Source organism: Streptomyces sp. PsTaAH-124 (assembly GCF_000373685.1).
Taxonomy (GTDB): Bacteria; Actinomycetota; Actinomycetes; order Streptomycetales; family Streptomycetaceae; genus Streptomyces; species Streptomyces andamanensis.
On record NZ_KB892191.1, the window covers coordinates 37,752 to 55,797 of the forward strand.

Annotated in this window: 17 protein-coding genes; 8 read left to right on the plus strand and 9 right to left on the minus strand. The window is 74.8% G+C overall.

Annotation, left to right across the window (positions count from 1 at the left end; genetic code table 11):
* Window positions 1–166: 166 nt before the first annotated feature.
* A complete protein-coding gene (locus tag B086_RS0127755) occupies window positions 167–994 on the minus strand; it encodes a M55 family metallopeptidase (protein ID WP_018569698.1) in 828 nt (275 codons plus the stop codon).
* Window positions 995–1,160: 166 nt separating this feature from the next.
* Window positions 1,161–1,514, minus strand: a complete 354-nt coding sequence (locus B086_RS0127760; RefSeq protein WP_018569699.1) for a beta/gamma crystallin domain-containing protein — start codon at window positions 1,512–1,514, stop codon at window positions 1,161–1,163.
* A 470-nt stretch (window positions 1,515–1,984) separates the two neighbouring features.
* Between B086_RS0127760 and B086_RS0127765 the strand changes: the two genes are divergently transcribed.
* Window positions 1,985–2,350 (plus strand): hypothetical protein, encoded by a 366-nt coding sequence (locus tag B086_RS0127765; protein WP_018569700.1) that lies wholly within the window; start codon window positions 1,985–1,987, stop codon window positions 2,348–2,350.
* On the opposite strand, the gene B086_RS0127770 is transcribed toward B086_RS0127765, so the two are convergent.
* Window positions 2,299–3,477, minus strand: a complete 1,179-nt coding sequence (locus tag B086_RS0127770) for a response regulator (RefSeq protein WP_018569701.1) — start codon at window positions 3,475–3,477, stop codon at window positions 2,299–2,301. The genes B086_RS0127765 and B086_RS0127770 overlap by 52 nt on opposite strands.
* Window positions 3,478–4,002: 525 nt before the next feature.
* Here B086_RS0127770 and B086_RS41010 point away from each other — a divergent pair.
* Window positions 4,003–4,905 carry a GNAT family N-acetyltransferase gene (locus B086_RS41010; RefSeq protein ID WP_018569702.1) on the plus strand — a complete coding sequence of 301 codons (903 nt, stop codon included), beginning with the start codon at window positions 4,003–4,005 and terminating at the stop codon, window positions 4,903–4,905.
* A gap of 107 nt (window positions 4,906–5,012) precedes the next feature.
* A complete protein-coding gene (locus tag B086_RS0127780; RefSeq protein ID WP_026252832.1) occupies window positions 5,013–5,561 on the plus strand; it encodes a GNAT family N-acetyltransferase in 549 nt (182 codons plus the stop codon).
* Window positions 5,562–5,584: 23 nt separating this feature from the next.
* Here B086_RS0127780 and B086_RS0127785 read toward each other — a convergent pair whose 3' ends face one another.
* The 5 genes from B086_RS0127785 to B086_RS0127810 all read right to left on the minus strand — a co-directional run bounded on the left by B086_RS0127785 (window position 5,585) and on the right by B086_RS0127810 (window position 12,644).
* On the minus strand, window positions 5,585–6,253 hold the full coding sequence (locus B086_RS0127785) for a DUF5825 family protein (protein WP_018569704.1): 669 nt from the start codon (window positions 6,251–6,253) through the stop codon (window positions 5,585–5,587).
* Between the two features lie 53 nt (window positions 6,254–6,306).
* Window positions 6,307–8,220 carry a RiPP maturation radical SAM C-methyltransferase gene (locus tag B086_RS0127790; RefSeq protein WP_018569705.1) on the minus strand — a complete coding sequence of 638 codons (1,914 nt, stop codon included), beginning with the start codon at window positions 8,218–8,220 and terminating at the stop codon, window positions 6,307–6,309.
* 144 nt (window positions 8,221–8,364) lie between these two features.
* Window positions 8,365–10,239: an alpha/beta hydrolase family protein gene (locus tag B086_RS0127800; protein ID WP_018569707.1), complete on the minus strand. Its 1,875-nt coding sequence runs from the start codon at window positions 10,237–10,239 to the stop codon at window positions 8,365–8,367.
* The gene (locus tag B086_RS0127805) at window positions 10,236–11,465 is read right to left on the minus strand and encodes an MFS transporter (RefSeq protein WP_234029390.1); all 1,230 of its coding nucleotides are present in this window, start codon (window positions 11,463–11,465) and stop codon (window positions 10,236–10,238) included. Before B086_RS0127805 ends, B086_RS0127800 begins: the two co-directional genes overlap by 4 nt.
* Window positions 11,466–11,954: 489 nt before the next feature.
* Complete coding sequence (locus B086_RS0127810; RefSeq protein WP_018569709.1) at window positions 11,955–12,644, minus strand: CBS domain-containing protein; 690 nt, start codon at window positions 12,642–12,644, stop codon at window positions 11,955–11,957.
* A 247-nt stretch (window positions 12,645–12,891) separates the two neighbouring features.
* Between B086_RS0127810 and B086_RS0127820 the strand changes: the two genes are divergently transcribed.
* The 5 genes from B086_RS0127820 to B086_RS41020 all read left to right on the plus strand — a co-directional run bounded on the left by B086_RS0127820 (window position 12,892) and on the right by B086_RS41020 (window position 16,983).
* On the plus strand, window positions 12,892–13,488 hold the full coding sequence (locus B086_RS0127820) for a hypothetical protein (RefSeq protein WP_018569711.1): 597 nt from the start codon (window positions 12,892–12,894) through the stop codon (window positions 13,486–13,488).
* A 289-nt stretch (window positions 13,489–13,777) separates the two neighbouring features.
* Window positions 13,778–14,479: a hypothetical protein gene (locus tag B086_RS41015; protein ID WP_018569712.1), complete on the plus strand. Its 702-nt coding sequence runs from the start codon at window positions 13,778–13,780 to the stop codon at window positions 14,477–14,479.
* Window positions 14,466–14,918 (plus strand): universal stress protein, encoded by a 453-nt coding sequence (locus B086_RS0127830; RefSeq protein WP_026252833.1) that lies wholly within the window; start codon window positions 14,466–14,468, stop codon window positions 14,916–14,918. The genes B086_RS41015 and B086_RS0127830 overlap by 14 nt, the downstream gene beginning before the upstream one ends.
* 72 nt (window positions 14,919–14,990) lie before the next feature.
* Window positions 14,991–15,656, plus strand: a complete 666-nt coding sequence (locus tag B086_RS0127835) for a CBS domain-containing protein (protein WP_018569714.1) — start codon at window positions 14,991–14,993, stop codon at window positions 15,654–15,656.
* A gap of 103 nt (window positions 15,657–15,759) precedes the next feature.
* Window positions 15,760–16,983, plus strand: a complete 1,224-nt coding sequence (locus B086_RS41020; RefSeq protein WP_018569715.1) for a serine hydrolase domain-containing protein — start codon at window positions 15,760–15,762, stop codon at window positions 16,981–16,983.
* 51 nt (window positions 16,984–17,034) lie between these two features.
* On the opposite strand, the gene B086_RS0127845 is transcribed toward B086_RS41020, so the two are convergent.
* Window positions 17,035–17,958, minus strand: a complete 924-nt coding sequence (locus B086_RS0127845; RefSeq protein ID WP_026252834.1) for a class I SAM-dependent methyltransferase — start codon at window positions 17,956–17,958, stop codon at window positions 17,035–17,037.
* Window positions 17,959–18,046 lie beyond the last annotated feature (88 nt).

Genomic DNA, 18,046 nt, shown 5'->3' on the forward strand with positions numbered 1-18,046 from the left:
CAAGGAATTCCAGGAGCAGGGGTGTTCCGGCCTCACCGCCGACCGGACAAAAAACGACCGTCCGGGCGCCCGGCGGGATCTCCGGCCGGTGCCGCGAGTCTCCTCATCCGGCCAACGCGCCCCCGCCCGTGAGCCGTCCGGCACGGGTGCGCGACCGGGGCCGGACTCAGCCGGGCCTGACGGTGGCGAGCTGGGCGAGCAGCAGGACCAGGCGGTAGGCGGCGGCGAAGTCGTCGGCGGTGAAGGCGACGGTGCGGGCGCCGTCGCCACGTGAGACACCCGGCACGAGCGCGGCCAGGTCGACCGTGGCCGGCGAGAAGAGATCCACCTCGACGTCGAGCGGTCCGGCGAGGGCCAGCGGGGCGACCTGGGCGCGTCGGGCCACGGCCTCGGCGGCCGCGCGGCGCAGCCGCTCGCGCGCCTCCTCGGGGTGCAGGGCGACGGCGGCGCTCTGGCCGAGGGACTGCTTGACCGCGACCGTGTGCGCGGAGGGGACCAGCGCCAGCAGTTCGGCGCAGGCGCTGTCGTCGCCGCTGAGCAGCGCCACCGGTACGCCGAGGTGCCCGGCCATGGCGGCGTTGAGGCCGATCTCGCCCATGGAGCGCCCGGCCACGCGTACGTCGAGGATGCCGTCGTTCATGGTGTGGGCCAGCACGGCCGGGCCGCGTCCGGCACGGGCGTGGTAGCCGATCAGCAGCAGCGCGTCGGTGTCCTCGTCGAGCCCGCCGAGCATGCCCAGCGGGCGCGGTTTGCCGCGGACGAGGCGGGCGCGCCGGTCGAGCTGCTCCGGCAGCAGGTTGCGGAACGGCCCGTGCGCGTCGGCGACCCACACCACGGCGTCGGGCTCGGCGTCCAGCACACCGGCTGTCACGCTGTTCGCCTCGGCCGTCATCGCCGCGCGGCCGCGTTCGTAGTCGTAGCGGTCCGGGTTCGTCTCGGTGGGATGCACGATCCCCGAGATGCCCTCCATGTCCACAGAGATCAAGATCTTCATGCCGCGGAGCCTATGTGCCGCGCGCTCCCCTCCGACAGGACATGCCCCGGGCTGCGACAGGACATGGCGCGGGCGCGGCACGGCGGACCCGGGCCCGTGGACGCCGGGCCGGCCGCGCCCGCACCGGCGCGGCCGGCCCGCCTCGCGGCGGCCGGGTGCCGGGACGTCACAGGATCTGGATGGCGACGACCTTCGGCGGATAGTTCGGGAAGGTGATGTCGTGCCAGCGTTCGATCTTCACCGAGTCGCCGTTGGCGTCGTAGTAGATCAGGTCGTTGTTGCCCGTGGAGATCCGGTCGACCCACCAGCCGCCGAAGCCGGTCTTCCCGGCGTTCGCGTAGCAGTCGACGCTCTGCCGGCCGTCGAGGTGCGACCAGATCTTCAGGAAGTTCTCGCCGCCCACGCACTGGACGTGGTCGATGGCGAAGGCGTTGCCGCCGGGCACGCCGATGGTGAACGAGGCCGCCGCGGCGAGCGCCACGGCCAGGGACCGCAGGGTCCTCTTGCCCTTCGAGATCACAGGTGCTCCTTCAGACTCACAGGGTGTGCTTCGTACGTCGCCTTCCCGTCGGCGCTGTCCTCCGGGCGGGAGCGGCTGCACGGAGACGCTCCCATGCCGGAACGATTCGCCTTTTTCCTGGATTTTCCACGTGATCTTTGATTTGTCCGGAAAGCGGCGTTTGCCGTGGCGGTCGCGCCTCGGGACGGGGGCCGGTGCGGTCCGAAGGCGCGGCAGGATGACGTGAACCGGATTCGCCGGTGTGGGTCTGCTCCGGTGGCCGGGTTGACGCCGGTGCCCACGGTGGCGACGGCCTCCGCGCCGCCACCGGCTCCGTCCGCGCCGCTGCTGCATTGGCAGCACCGGGGTCACCGGGTCGGGGGAAGCCGCGGCCGACCGGCGCGCCGGGCCGCGCCGACCGGCGTGACCATGGCAGCAAGGTGACCGGGCGAACTCCGTGCCGTCACCGCATCCGGCAGGAGGAACAACCGATGAGTCCTACCCTCAGGCGCCTGATCGGCGTCACCGCGGCGGCGGTCACAGGAGCGGCGACCCTGCTCGTCGCCGGGGCCGGCACCGCCGGTGCCGCCGAGCGCGCCCACTGCGACCGCGCCGAACAGAACCTGTGGAGCGACGGGCCGAGCCGCGGCCTGACCGCCCACCACTGCGACATCCCGTCCGGCAGGGGCCGCTGGTACACCGTCGAGATCGACACCCTCGTACAGACCCACCGCAAGGGAGACACCCTGGACGGCGCGGTCGACCGGACCAGGACCCTGCACGACCGGACCTTCAGGTGCCTCGGCTACACGTCGGAGGACGGCACGGTGAACTGGTTCGGCTGCCCGCCGTCCTGAACGGGTGGACGCTCCGGCGCACCGGGCAGTCGCCGCTCCCCGGCGAGGCGCCGCTGTTCGAGGTAGATGCCGGTGAACACGGCGACCTTGGCGCGCAGCACCCACGGGTCGAAGGGTTTGCCGATGTAGTCGACCGCACCGGCCGCGTAGCCCCGGGCGGAGTGTTCGGGGTCGGTGCCCATGGCGGTGAGGAAGATGATGGGCACGTCGTGGGTGCGGGGCCGCCGTTTGATGTGGGCGGCGGTCTCGTAGCCGTCCATGTCGGGCATCTGGACGTCCATGATGATCACGGCGAAGTCGTCGTGGTCGAGGAGGGCCTTGAGGGCTTCACGGCCGGACGGGACGGCGACCAGTTCCTGGTCGAGGGTGGCCAGCACGGCGGTCATGGCCAGCAGGTTGTCCGGCTGGTCGTCGACGATGAGCACCCTCGGCAGGGCCTGGGGGACCGCCGGTGCGACGGACGGCGCGGTCCACTGCGTCTGTTCGACCGCCTCCAGTTGCCGTTCCAGCAGGGTGCAGCGCTGTTCGGCCTCGTCGCGCTGCCGCTGGGCCGCACGGAGCTGGGCGGCGAGCCGGGCGGCCTCCTCCCGCAGATGATCGCGCTCGCGCAGCAGGCCGGTGACGTCGGGGTCGGCGGCGGCCAGGCGTTCGGCCCGTTCGCGTTCCGCGCTCCACTCGGCCTCCAGCTGGTTCAGCCGTACCTCCAGATCGGCGATGCGGTGCTTGCGGTCCAGCAGGGCGTCGCCCAGGGCGTCGCCGCGCGCGGTGGAGCGGCGGGAGGCCCGGTCGGCCTCGGCGAGCTGCTGTTCGAGGACCTCGACCGCGTGCCGGGGTGAGGTGGTGGTCTCCACGGCCGCCTGATACAGCCTGCGCACCAGTTCGATGGCCTCCGGGGTGGCGGCGGTGCCCCGGTGTTCGGCGACGTCCGTGAGCAGATCCGTCACGACTTCCCAGGGCGGGACGCGGGTGCCGCTCAGATAGCGGGAGAAGGTCCCGGCGTCGCGGATGCGGCGGGCCGCGTAGCGGCGGACCGAGACGTCCAGCCCTTCGAACAGCTCACGCAGTGCCAGGGCCAGCGCGCGCGACTGCGGTGTCAGGCCGGGCGCGAGAGGACGCAGCTCACCCACGGGCGCTCCCGCCCCTCGTCCTCGTCGGCGCCTGCGGTAACAGCGTCGGCGCCGCCCACACCGGCACACGTGAACGATCCATCGAACCCGCCCTTCCTCACCCGGCCGGACCCCGGCCGGGACGGCGCACCCCGGTGGGCCCGCCCTGCGACGCGTCACACAATGACGCCAGGCGGTTCCGTTGCGCAGGGCGACCGGTGAACCGGCAACACATCGGGGCCCGTTGCCGGACCGCTGCCGCCACCCGCAACACGTCCGGCACGCAGGTCATGACCGGTCCGCCGACCGGTGTTGCGGCAACGTCGGCGACAACGGCGACAACCGTGCCACCCCCACCGCGGCGCAACGGGTCGGATGCGCCGCGGACTTGAGACAGCCCGGCACCCAGGGTTCGTCCGCCGGGTCGGCGAGGCCGAGGGTCCGGCGGCCCGTCAGAGGTGCGTCTCGGGGAGGACGACGCTCCGGGGTCCTCCGTGGACGGAATCCGGATGCGCGCCGGTGACGCGATGGTGTGTGATCCGGGGTATGGCGACGGAGTTGGGTACACCGGGCATCGGCGGGCTGGACGAGGTCGTGGACGCGCTGCGGCGCTGGCAGCGCGACGAGGCGCCGCTCCAGTTGCACCCGGGCGACCTCGGCTGGTACCGGCGCCGCGGCGCGCGGGCGTGCGCCGCGGCGGTCCGGACGTGGCGCAGGCAGGGGCGGATGCTCGCCGTCGGGCTGCTGGACGGCCCCGGCCTGCTGCGCCTCACGACCGCGCCGGAGGCAGCGCACGACGAGGAGCTGGCGCGGAGCGTGGTCGAGGACGCGGCGCGGCCCGAGCGGGGCGTGCTGGGAGCGGGGACGGTGTACGTCGAGGCGCCCACGGGCTCGTTGGTCCAGGATCTGCTGGCCGAGCGGGGCTGGCACGCCGACGACTCGTGGACGCCGCTGCGCCGGGACCTCGCGGAGCCGGTGGAGGACCCGGGGCTGCGGATCGAGGTGGCCGGTCCGGAGCGGGCGCGGGCGTGGGCGGCCGTGCACCGGTCGGCGTTCGAGGGGTCGGCGTTCACGGCGTCGCACTGGCACGCGATGGCGGGCGGGAGCCCGTTCACCGACGCGCGGTGTCTGCTCGCCTACGACGAGCGGGACACCGCGGTGGCGGCGGTGGCGGTGTGGTCGGCGGGACCGGGACGGCCGGGGCTGCTGGAACCGATGGGCGTGCACCGGGATCACCGCCGCCGCGGCCACGGCGCGGCGGTCACCCGTGCCGCGGCGGCCGCGCTCAGGCGGCTGGGCTCCTCCGGTGCCCTCGTCTGCACGCCGAGCGCCCGCACCGCCGCCGTCGCCACCTACCGGGCGGCGGGTTTCCGGCTGCTGCCCGAGCGGCGGGACCGGCGCCGGGACGCGTTGCCCGCGTCCGCGCGAGCGGACCGGCCGGGTACCTGACCGGTCCGGTGCCTGACCGGCCGCTTCCTTCCCGTCCGGTCCGTACGTCCCAGGCCCGTCCGGTGCGGTACTTCCCCGGGCGGGACGCGGCGACGATCATGGCGGTCATGGACCGACCGAGTCAGATCATCGAGTGCGAGGGCCTCCTCCTGCGGCGCTGGCGGGCCGGGAGCGACGCCGCCCAGGCGTTCCGGCTGATCGAGGAGTCCGCGGACCATCTGCTCCCGTGGGTGCCGTGGGTCGCCGGGCACAGCGAGGGACGCACCCGGGACTTCCTGGAGAGGTCCGAGGCCAGGTGGGAGAGCGGGGAGATATACAACTACGCCGTCGTCGAGGACGGCACGCCTGTCGGCATGTGCCAGAGCCACCGGGCCGAGCCAGGGGGATGGCGGCTGGGGTACTGGCTGCATCCGGCCGCCACCGGCCGGGGCATCGCCACCCGGGCGACGGCTGCCCTGGCCGCCGAGATGTTCACGCTGCCGGACGTGGAGTACCTGGAGATACTCCACGATCTGGCCAACGTCCCCAGTGCCGCCGTCCCGCGCCGGCTGGGGTTCACCGAGGTCCGGCGTGAGCGGGCTGCCGGGCCCGTCGCTCCGCCCGGCAGCGGCATCGACGTGGTCTGGCGCCTCGACCGGCCCCGGGAGCGGATCTGAGACCGGTTCCGCGACCGGCGTCCTCAGATGGTCATCGACTCCTGGAGCCAGCGGCTGACCCGGTAGGGCAGCCACCAGGCGAGCGGGCCGACGTCGAGGACGAGTCTCTCGCCCCGGAAGTCGTCGAGGACGCCGGAGGGCAGGGTGTGCGCGGGGGCGCCGTACGCCAGGCGTTCGATGGCCTGCTCGTAGTGGGGCTCATCGGCGGTGAAGCGGCGCAGGTCGCCCCAGCGGCGGTCGCGGATCTGCACGAAGCCGGGGCCCTTGCGCCACAGGCACTTGCACAGGTAGTGGCCGCGGCGCCAGGCGCGCAGCGCCTCGTCGGCCGCTTCGGGGCCCTCGATGCGCTGCGGGGGCTGGAGATGGCTGAGGGCCTGCCAGTCGTCGGCCGCCTCGGGACCGGGATCGAGGCGCAGTTCCCATTCCACCAGGACGGCGCGCGCGGTCAGGTCCCGGACCAGGCTCAGCGCGGCCACCGTCTCGGCGGCCCGTCCGGGGTCGACGGTGCCCGCGAGGTCGACGGTCTCCGGCAGCCGGACGCGCCGGGCGCCGAGCTGCCACAGCCGTTCGCTCTCGTCCTCCAGCGGTCCCGGCAGGGCGAGTTCACCGAGGGACATGCCGGGCAGTTCGCAGGCGGCGGGGTCGTGGTCGCGCCAGGCGAGGACGGCGGGCGGACTGAGGGTGGTGCTCATACGGGGTGCTCCTCCTCGGGGTTCGGGGCTCGGGTTCAGGGCGCGGGGCGCGGTCAGGCGTGGACGGGTTCGGCCAGCGCGGGCAGCGGCGCGTGGGCGTGGCGCATGAAGTCCAGCCGCAGCAGGTCCTCGTTCACGGCGGCCGGGGCGATGTGGACGTACTGTCCGCCGTCGGTGAAGACGATGCCGAGGGCCGTCCAGGAGTCCAGGAGTTCCTGTACGGCGGCCTCGTCGCGGGCGTCCCCGGGGACCTGGCGGGCGGCCTTGCGGGCGAGGGCGGCGGGGGTGTGCGGCTGGTCGAGCAGCCGGAACGCGGCCCGCTCGAAGGGGTCGGTGAGTTCCCTCGTCCGCCAGTCGAAGGCGCGGCGCCGGGAGACGAGGACGATGCGGTCGCCCAGGTCGTCATGGGTGAGCCGGGCGTCGGCGTGGTGCTTCTTCCAGGCGGCCAGGGCGTCGTTGAGCGCGGTGACGGTCGGTTCGCCGATGCCGCGGGCGGGTGCCTCGAAGACGTAGGCGAGGTCGTAGAGTTCGTCCTCCGGCAGGTCGTACGTGAAGCGGTAGTGCTCCTCGGGCCGCAGTCCCGTGAAGCCGAGTTCGGGGCGTTCGAAGTACGGGCTGAAGCGCTCGATGGCGATCCGGGCCGACAGGTCGACCGGCGGGTCGAGGTGCTCCAGCGCGGGGAGCTGGGCGATCACCGGTTCGTAGTCGGCGGCGCTCTCGCCGGGGAAGCCGTGCAGGTAGTTCCAGGCGACGGACAGGCCGGTCTCGGCTCCGTCGCGGAGCATCCGGACGTTCTGGCAGCCGCTCACGCCCTTGTCCATCAGGTCGAGCACCCGGTGGTTGAGCGACTCGATGCCGGGCTGGACGTAGATCATGCCCGCGTCGGCGAGGGTGCGCAGTTGGGCACGGCGCATGTTGGCCTTGATCTCGATGTGCAGCCGCAGGTCGTACTCGCTGTCGATGATCCGGGGCAGTACGGTCGTCAGGTAGCCCATGTCGAGGATGTTGTCGACGACATACATGTCCAGGACCCGGTGGCGGCGGGCCAGGTCGATGATCTCCTCGTAGAAGGTGTCGGGGCTCTTCGAACGGAACTCCATGAACGAGCCGTTGAGGCCGCAGAAGGTGCAGTGGTGCTTCTCGCCCCACCAGCAGCCGCGGGCGCCCTCGACGACCAGTTTGGGTTCGACCCAGTTGCGGGCGGCGGAGGCCGCGAGCCGTTCGAAGTAGCCGCTGTAGTCGGGCGGCAGGATCGCGGCGGGCGGCAGCGGGCGGGTGGCCATGGGGTTGGCGACGCTCTCACCGCCGGGGCCGCGGTGGCACAGGCCGGGCACGTCGGCGAGGTCCGTGGCGTCGGCGAGCGCGGTGAGCAGCTGCGGGAAGGCGGCCTCGCCCTCGCCGCGCACGACGTGGTCGACGAAGGGGAAGTTGCGGTGCACGGCGGCGCCCTGCGCGCCGTCGCAGTTGGCTCCGCCCATGACGGTGACCAGGTGCGGGGCGAGCTGCTTGACGCGGCGGGCGGCGGCGAGCGCGGCGGTGTTCTGCTGGAAGGTGGAGGTGAAGCCGACGACGTCGGGGGCGTGGGCGACGATCCGGCGGGCGATCTCGTCGACGAACTCGGGTACCACACGGTGCAGTTCGCGGGTCATCTCCATCCGCTGCTTCTTGAGCTTGCCGCGCATGACCTCGGTGAATTCCTTCTCGCGCCAGCCCGGGTCGTCGTAGAGGGCGGAGGAGAACACCCAGTCGCCGCAGCCCATGAAGTAGGACGAGAGGGAGTAGTACTCGTAGTCGTCGCCGGTGAACTCGGTCCGGGCGGTGATCCAGTCGACGAATTCGAGGTTGGCGTGCAGGACTTCGGCTCGGGCGCCGGGCACGCGCTCGTCCACGCTGCGTTTGAGTATTCCCAGCGCGAGGGACGGCAGGTCGATGGGCGACCAGGGCATGTTGACCAGCAGGACACGCATGTCGGCTCCTCGGGGGTGAGGTGCCGGCCGGCCCGGCGGCGCGCCGCCGGGCCGGCCGGGCGGGGTCAGTCCTCTTCCGCGTCCTCGGCGTTGCGGAACGGAATGGTGACGGTGATGCCGATGCCCGGCTTGCGGTTCTCCTCGTCACCCGCGAGCGGGTCGTTGTGGATGATGTCCTTCTGCATGGGGTTCTCTCCTCTCGGTGGTGTGTCCGGTGGTGCGGTGTTCCCCGCTCCGGGCGGAGCGGGGCGTCGGGGGGCGCCGGGGCGGCGGGCCGCCCGGGGTGCGGCCGGGGCCGCGCAGATGGCGGTCGAGGAAGACCACCGCGCGGCGCAGCACGGTGACGTGGTCTTCGCCGTCGTAGCCGTCGTGGCCGGAGTCGAGCCACAGCGACTCGTGCGGGACCGCGGCGGCGCGCAGCGCGTCGAGGTAGCCGCGGACCTGGCCGGGCGGGCACTTGGCGTCGTGGGTGGCCGCGACGACCAGCAGCGGGGCGCGGACGGCGGCCGCGTAGCGGATCGGGGAGCTGCGCGCGTAGCGTTCGGGCACCTCGTCGGGGGTGCCGCCGAAGAGGCGTTCGTCCAGGGCGCGCAGCGCGGGGGTGGTGGTGCGGTGGGCGGCCGCGCAGTCGGCGACCGGTTTGACCGCGACGCCGGCCTGCCACAGGCCGGGGCGGGTGCCGAGGGCGAGCAGGACGAGGTAGCCGCCCCAGGAGGTGCCCCACAGTCCGGTGGCGTCCGCGCGGACGAGTTTGCGCGCGACGAGGTCGGCCCGTACGGATGCCAGGTCCTCGGCCTGGGTGAGGCCGACGCCGCCGCCGAAGGCGTGCCGCCAGCGGGGTCCGTATCCGGTGGAGCCGCGGTAGTTGACGCGGGCGACGGCGAAGCCGGAGGCGAGCAGGGAGTGGACGACGCCGTCGTAGGCGTCGCGGTCGTGGTCGGCGGGGCCGCCGTGCACCAGGAACACCGCGGGGACCGGGCCGCGTGCCGTGTCGGGCAGGCTGAGCAGGGTGTGCACGGGTCCGTCGGGGCCGGTGGTCCACACGTCCCGGTGGGTGCCGGGGATCCGGTCGGCGACGGTGGGCAGCGGGGGCAGCGGGGTGTGCCGGGTGGAGGTCAGCCGGGGCGGGTGGGCGGCGTCGGTCCACAGGCAGTGCAGGTCGCCGCCGGGGCGGGTGGCCGCGTCCAGGACGGTGCCCGGCGGGGTGGGGACGGGGGTGAGGGTGCGGCGGGTGAGGTCGGCGCGGTGCAGGGCGGAGCGGCCGTGGCGGTCCTGGCGTATCAGGACGGAGCGGCCGTCCGCGTCCCAGCGGGCGGTGATCTCGGTGTCGAAGGCGCACCAGGTGTGGGTGACGAGGCCGTTGCCGGGCCGCCAGGTCGCCAGGACGTACCGGTCGTCGTGTTCGCGGACGAGCAGGAGCTCCTCGCTGTCCGCGCCGGGGGCGAAGCCCAGGGACCACAGCCGGCCGCCCGTGCCGCCGGGCAGGACGGCGCGCACGGCTCCCGTGCCGGTGGTGAGGACGGTGACGGCCGCGGCGTCCGCGACGGCGAGGAGTCCGCCCGCGGGGGTGATGCCGGTGAGCGTGGTGTGTCCGTCGAAGCGTGCGAGGGTGCGGGCGGCGCCGCCGCGCGGGCCTGTGCGGACGGTGGTGGTACGGCCCTCGCCGACGGCGACGGCGACGGTGGCGTGGTCGCTCACCGCGAGCCCGCGCGGCAGCCCGGACGGCACGTTCGTCAGTCCGGGCCGGTCCAGGCCGCCGGTGAAGGGCTGGAAGCGCCACTGCCCCGCCCCGTGCTCGTCCTCGTCGAACCACCACACGTGTGCGTCGCGGTCGACGGCGCAGTGCAGGGTGCCTCGCGGCCGGTGGGTGACCTGGCGGGCGCCGCGGCTGACGGCGTCCCAGGTGAACACCTCGCAGCGGCCCTCGGCGTCCGCGGTGAACACCATCTTCGCCGGGTCGGCCGCGCACACCTCGGGCAGGGCGGCCCGGTACACCTGGTATCCGCCGCCGCCCGTCATCCGGCGGCCTGCGCCGTGAGGGCCGCGCGCACGGGGCGCCGGCAGGTGTGGACGGCCAGGAGCGTCAGCAGGACGCCGCAGGCCACGGCGGGCGCGGCGGTGGACAGGCGCCCGGCGAGGGCGCCGGACAGGACGGGGGCCAGGGCGGCGGCGCCCGTGGCGGCGGTGGCCAGGACCGCTCCGGTACGGGCCTGGAGCGCGAGCGCGGTCGCCTGGAGGGCGCGGGCCTGGAGGACCACCGAGGCCAGTGGCATCAGCAGGCACACGAGGCTGAACAGCGCTCCGTACGCCCACGCGTCGGTGGTCAGGGCGAGCGCGGCGGCGAGGGGGACGAGCAGCCAGGTCACGCCGGTCACGGCCCGTACGGCGCCCAGGCGGCCGACGACCCTGGGCGCGGCGAGCGCCCCGGCCAGGCCCGCGGCGCCCGAGACGGCGAGCACGGCGCCGAGGACCGCGCCGCCGTGTCCGGCCCGCTGGAGGGTGAAGACGGCTCCGTAGTACAGCGCCACCACGACGAGGTTGACCGTGGTGCACCACACCAGGACCAGCCGCAGCAGCGGCGAGGAGCGCACCAGGCGCAGCCCGGCCGCGCTCTCGCGCAGCAGTCCCCCGCCGGGCTCGCGCGGCGCCGGTGCGGTGAGATCCGCGCGCATGGCGCCCACGCACAGGGCGCTGACGAGGTAGGAGAGCGCGTCGGCGAGGAAGGGCAGCGCGCGGGCGGCCTGGTACAGCAGCCCGCCGAGGGCCGGGCCGGTGATCAGTGCGCCCTGGTCGGCGGCGGCGAGCCGGGCGAGGGCCCGGGGCTGCTCGGGGCCGGGGCAGATCAGCGCGACCGTCCCGCGGGACGCCGCCTCGAAGCAGGCGGTGGCGATCCGTTCGACCAGGACGGCGGCGAGGATCAGCCACAGGGACGGCTGGCCGCCGGTCAGGGCGAGGGTCGCCGCTCCCATGGCGAGGGCGGCGACGAGCGCCGAGCCGAGCATGACGCGTTTGCGCGCGCCCCGGTCGGCGGGGACGGCCACGACCGGGCCGAGCAGGAGCCCGAGGGCGGTGGAGACCCCGGCGACGAGACCGACGGTCTGGGGCGGGTTGCCCAGTCCCAGCAGGAGCAGCGGGAGGACGGCACCGGATGCCTGGCTGCCGACTCCGTCGGCGGCGTTGGCCCACCACAGAAGTCGGTAGTCCCGTGGGTCCGTCCGCTCGCGGGACGGTCGTGCGGTCGACACCGGCCGTTCCACTGACCACCTCACCGACGTGGCGAAACAATGGAGAAAGTGTGGAGAGAGCGAAGTGAGCGGGAGCCTAATCCGGCCCGGACGAACGCGACAAGGGTGCGGCGGGGCTGGCCGGATCCGTCCGCCGGGGCGCCGCCGGGAAGGAGGCGGGGACCGGTCGTCCGCACGGCGGAAGGGAGGCGGGCATTCCGCGGGTGGAGCAAGGAATGCCGCTTCTCCGCGCGGGGTGGCCGGGGTTCCGCGCGCCGGGGCGTGGTGGCGCGCGGGGGTCCGCCGGGAGCGGGACGCCCGCCGCCGGGGCGGAGGGCGCGCGGGGCGTATTCGGCCGAGAACGTTCGCCCGCGCCGGGGCCGTGGAGTGGCCCGGGAGGTGTTTTCGGGCGGGAGCGTGCGCCAGGTGCTCAGGAGTGGGGGCGTGCGCGGCGGGCGCCGTGCGCGTGGTGCGGTCGGGCGGCGGGGTGCGCGCCGGGCCGGTGCCGGACTACGCAGAAGCGGTGCCGGACCCCGGCAGGTTCGCGCCGGACGGCACAGGACCAGCACCCTCCCGCCCCGACGCCGTGATCGCGGACCGTACGTCCACCACGCCCTCCACCGAGCCGACCAGGCGCAGCACGAGCGGCAGCGAGGAGGCGTCCGGCGCGTGACCGGTGAGGGAGACCACCCCTTCACGCACCTCCACGCACACCGTGTCGAGCGGCACGGGGAACCGTCCGGCGACCAGCCGCCGGACCTCCTGCGCGATGTCCTCGTCGCTGCGCAGGAACACCTTGAGCAGGTCGGAGCGGCTGACGATGCCGATGAGCCGGCCCGCGTCGTCGACGACGGGGAGCTGCTTGACGCCGTGCCGTGCCATGAGCCGGGCGGCCCCGGCCACGGTGGCGTCGGCGTGGACGGTGACCGCGGGGACGGTCGCCAGGTCGCGGGCGGTCACCGCACGCGCCGCCGCCGCGCCGGACGGCTCCTCCGGGCCACCATCGCGGGCCTCCTCCGCGCGCAGCAGATCGGCCTCGCCGACGATGCCGGTCACCCGTCCGCCGCCGTCCAGCACGGGCAGCGCGCCGACGCCCCGGCTCCGCATCGCACGCACGATCTCCTTGAAGGCCGCACCCCCGGCCAGGGCGACGACGCTGCTGGTCATGACGTCGCTGACGGTGTACTGGACGCCTCGCATGACGTGCTCCTCGCGACCGCCGTGGCCGTCCTGGTCACGGGCACGTACCCGAGTCTGCGCGGCGCGCGGACGTCCGCGCGCGGGCCGGACGGCCCCGGCCGCACGCCGACCGGCTCGTCCGCGCCCCGGCAGGAGGTCCCCGGGGAATGAGGGCTGTCCGGCCCAAGCGGTCGGGGCGGGCCGCCTGGCACCTTCGGAAGCGAGGGGCCGGGCAGGAGCGAGAGGCCGGGCAGGGAGATGGCGCCCGATGAACGGCATGACACATCCGAGGCACACCCGGCGTGCGAGGCGGCTGCTGTGGCGGTGGCACGGCAACCCGCTGCGGCGCCGTGAGGATGTCGCCGGGGCCTGGATCGCGCTGCTGACATGGGTGCTGATCCTGGTGGGCGGCGCGCTCGTCTGGACGGTCACGGCGCGGGCGGCCGGGCAGGAGTTCGCGGGCCAGCGTGCCGACCGGCACGCCGCCGCGGCGGTCCTGCTCACCGACGCTCCCCGCGGCCTGTCGCCGTCCACCGACGGCTCCGAGACACCGGCCCGGGTGCGCTGGACCGCCCCGGACGGCACGACGCGCACCGCGCACACCCTGGTGCCGAGCGGGCTGCCCGCCGGAACGGCGATCACCGTCTGGCAGAACGGCCGGGGTGCCCTGACCACCGAGCCGCCCGGACCGGCCGAGGCACACACCCAGGCCGCCCTGTTCGGCGGGGCGGCGGCCCTCTCCTTCGCCGGTCTCGCCTACGGCACGGCCGCCCTCGCGCGGTGGTGTCTCGACCGGCGCCTGTACGAACGGTGGGGAAGGGAGTGGGAGGTCGTCGGCCCGAAGTGGGACCAGAAGACGGGCTGACGGGCCGGAGCCGGGGACCGGGGACATGCTGAAGACGGAAGACGTGGTCCGCACACCGGGCCCGGCCCACCGCGGGCGGGTGTCCGCCGGAACGAGCGCCAGGAGGTGGCCCATGCGCCACGCCGACCACCCGGACGCGGGACAGCACCCCGCCCGGCGACCGGCGAAGGCACCGGAGCCGGGGAACGGGCCGCAACCGGGCAGCGGATCCCGGCCGGGCAGCGAATCGCGGCCGGGCAGCGAATCGGGGCCGGGCAGGGCCGTGGAGGTGCCCGCGCGGCAGACACGTATGACCGGGTTCCTCGCGCTGCCCCCGCGGGCCCCCGCCGTGGTAGTCCTCGCGCACGCGGGCACCGGGGCCGCACGTGATCCCCGGTACCGGCGGGTGGCCGCGGCGCTGCGCCACGCGGGTCTGGGCACCCTGCTGCTCGACCTGCTGACCGAGGACGAGGGCCGCAGTCCGCACTGCGTCTTCGACGTCACGCTGCTGGCCCGGCGGCTGCGCGCCGCGACGGACTGGCTGCGCCGGGAGACCGGCCTGCCCGTGGGCTACTGGGCGACGGACACCGGCGCCGGGGCCGCCCTGGAGGCGGCGGCGGCCGACGACGGCGTCCGCGGCGTGGTCAGTGCCGGCGGGCGCCCCGAACTGGCCCGACCGGCGGCACTGGCCCGGGTGCGCGCCCCCACGCTGTTCGTCGTCGGGGCGCTGGACACCCGGCTGGTCGGCCCGACCCGGCTGGCGGCGGACTGGATGGGCTGCGCCCCGCGTGTCGACGTCGTCCCGGACGCCGGGCACCTGTTCGCCGAACCGGGCGCGCTGGAGCACCTCGCGGAGCGCAGCCGCGCGTGGTTCACCGCCCGTCCGGCCGCGCCCGCCGCCCCGTCCGCCGTGCCCGGCGGCGCTCCCCGGCTGGCCGCCGGGCAGGAGGACTGGCAGCGTGGGGACGGGGAGCGCGACGTTCGAGCGGAGGGCGCTCATGGCATCGGCTGAGTCACGTCCCACGGTGGTCGTCGGGGTGGACGGCTCCCCGTCGTCCCGTGCGGCACTGCACTGGGCGGTCCGGTACGCGCGGCTGGTGGACGGTGCCGTGGAGGCGGTCCACGCCTGGAGCACCCCCACGGAGTTCAGCTGGAGCGGACTGGTCATCGACCCCGACTTCGACATGGACCACGCCCGTGAGCGCTTCGCCCGGGAACTGCGCACCGCCTTCGGCGACGAGCGCCCCGAGCGGCTGCGGGAACGCGTCGTCGAGGGCGACCCCTCGGAGGTGCTGATCCGTGCCTCGCAGGGGGCGGACGTCCTCGTCGTCGGCCGGCGCGGACACGGCGGCTTCGGCCGCGCGATGCTGGGCTCGGTCAGCCAGCGCTGCGCCCAGTACGCGGCCTGCCCGGTCGTCGTGGTGCGGGAGGAGCACGACGGGAGCCCCTGACCTGCCGGGCCGCGGCGGCGTACCGCCGGAAGCGGGCCGACGGAGCCCGGAGAGGATCCGAGGAGAGAGAACATGCAGCACCGAACGGTCGAAGACCTCATGACGCAGGACGTCGTCCGGGTACGGCGGGACACCTCGTTCAAGGACGTGGCGCGGACCCTGGCCGACCACGACGTGAGCGCCGTCCCCGTCGTCGACGACCTCGGCCACCCGCTGGGCGTGGTGTCGGAGGCCGATCTGCTGCACCGGGTGGCCGGCCGCCCCGACCCGGCGGGACTGCTCCCGCAGCGCGCCTCCGACCTCGCTGACGAGGCGTCGGAGGGTGCCGTCGCGGCGGAGGTGATGACCGCTCCCCCGGTGTGCGCCCGTCCCGGGTGGAGCGTGGTCGAGGCCGCGCGCACGATGGACGCCCACCGGGTCAAACGCCTGCCCGTGGTGGACGAGAGGGGCGTCCTGGCCGGGATCGTCAGCCGGGGCGACCTCCTGCGGATCTTCCTGCGCCGCGACGAGGCGATCCGTGAGGAGATCGCCTCGGACGTCCTCGTGCGCACGCTGGGGCTCGCACCGGACGACTTCACGGTCACGGTGGAGGACGGCCGGGCCGCGCTCACGGGGTCCGTGCCGGAACCGAGCCTCGTACCGGTGATCGAGCGGCTGTGCCGGGGTGTCGACGGGGTCGTCTCCGTCACCGTGGACGCCGGGGCCCCGAGCCGTACGGGTCCGGCCGGTCCGCACTGAGGACGGCCGACGCGGCGGTGGCCCCGTCCTGTGGACAACCCGACCCCCGAACCTCCCGCTGGCAGGATGGTCCGGCCGCCCCGGCCGTTCCTAGGCTGCCCGCATGCCGACCACCCGCCCGAGAGCCCCCTTCCGTACCGCCCGCCCCAGGGCCCCCTTCCGTATCGCGACCGTCCTCGCCCTGCTCTCCCTCGCCCCGCTGGTGCCGGCGCAGGCGGGAGCGGCGACCACCGCGCGGACGTCCGTGCTCCAGCGGGACACCGACACACTGCACGCCGACGGTGTCACAGGGGTGTCGGTCCGGCTGGAGACACCGCGGGGGACGACCACCGCGCGCAGCGGGGTGGGTGATCTCCGTACAGGGCGGCCCGTACCTCCGGACGGGTATGTGCGGATCGGCAGCACCACGAAGACGTTCGTGGCGACCGTGCTGCTCCAACTCGTCGGCGAGGGGCGGGTGTCGCTGGACGATCCGGTGGAGCGGTGGCTGCCGGGCGTGGTCCGCGGCCATGGCGGCGACGGGCGCCGGATCAGCCTGCGCGAGCTGCTCCAGCACACCAGCGGGCTGCCCGACTACGTCGGTGACGTGGTGCCGGAGCTGAGCGCGGCCGGGTACCGCGCGCACCGCTGGACCACGTACACCTCCGCGGAGCGCGTCGCGTTCGCCCTGCGGCACCCGCCGCTCTTCGCGCCCGGCCGGGGCTGGGCGTACTCCAACACGAACTACGTCCTCGCGGGCATGGTGATCCAGGCGGTCACGGGCCGTACCTGGGAGCAGGAGGTACGGGCCAGGATCGTGCGTCCGCTGCGGCTCGGGCACACCTTCGCCCCCGGCGACCGGCCGTTCCTGCCCGCTCCGCACGCCCGCGACTACCAGCAGTTCGAGCCGGGCGGGGCGCTGACCGACACCACGGTCGCCTATCTGCCCTTCGACGGGGACGCCGACGGGTCGATGGTGAGCACGGCGGCGGACACCGGACGGTTCTTCCGGGCGCTGGCGCGCGGCGAGCTGCTGGCGCCCGCGCAACTGGCCGAGATGCGGCGCACGGTCGAGGTTCCGCCCGGTCACGGCTCACCGCCCGGTACGCGCTACGGTCTCGGTCTGGAACGGATCCCGCTGTCCTGCGGGGGCGGCTCCTGGGGGCACAGCGGCGACGGGTTCGGCTATCTGGTGTGGCCCGCCGCGACCGCCGACGGGCGGGCCTCCGTCACCGTGGTGCTGCACAGCCGGCCCGGTGCCGAGGAGAGCGCCGTACGGCAGATCCAGGACGTCACCCGTCTCGTCGACCACGCGCTGTGCTCCGCCCGTGGTGACGGGCACCGCTGACCCCGGGCGGCGGCGTACCGGGCCGTACCGTGACGGGCCGCCCGGTGGACGTCACTCCCGCGTCCGGTGCGCGAACACCCACCGGTTGCCCTCCAGCGCGTCGTTCGGCTCGGGGAGCGGGCCGCGGCCGTGCCGACGGGTGAAGTCGAAGGGGGTGTGCGTCGCGGTGGACCAGCCCGTGGCGGCGAGGCGGCCCGCGGAGTCGGGGCGCGGTCCCTTGTCGAAGAGCTGGAGCAGGTCGATGCCGATCTGCTGCCTCGTCGCCGTGTAGATGGCGCTGTCGCGGTAGTCCAGCAGGTCCTTCTCCAGTTTGGCCTCGAAGGCCAGTGCGCTGCCCCGGGCGCTGAGCCGGTCCACCGTGTCCACGAGATAGGTCTCGGCGGGGGCCGGCAGGTAGAACAGCAGGCCCTCGGCGAGCCAGGCGGTCGGTGCGGCCGGGTCGAACCCGGCGCCGGTCAGCGCGGTGACCCAGTCGCCGCGCAGGTCGACCGGAACGGGGACGCGCTCGGCCCGCGCGGTGGCCGAGAGTTCCGCGAGCACCCGGTGCTTGAAGGCGAGGACGCCGTCCCGGTCGATCTCGTAGACCACGCAGCCGGACGGCCACTCCAGCCGGTAGGCGCGGGTGTCCAGGCCCGCGCCGAGCAGGACCACCTGGCGGGCGCCGGTGCGGACCGCGCCGAGGAGGAAGTCGTCGAGGACCCGGGTGCGCAGCCCGAAGTAGCGGGCGAAGCGGCCCCACAGCGGATTGCCGTCGCCGTCCGGGACCTGCTCGATGCGCACCGGCCAGTCGGCGCACGCGGGTGCGGCGCGCACGAAGTGCTCCGCGTGGACGTCCTGGGCCAGGCTGTCGTCGCGGTGGGTCTCGATGGCCCGTGCGGCGGCGACCAGGAGGGCGGTCAGGCCCACTCCCCCGTCCACGCCCTCGGTCTCCCGGGTCTCCTCCGGTCGGGTGTGCTGCGGCGCCGTGCCGGTCATGTCTCCTCCGTGGGCGGGAGCGGCGACCGTGAGGTGCCGGGCGGTCGGATACGGGCGCGGACCGGGTGAGTCCGCGGTGCTGCGTGCC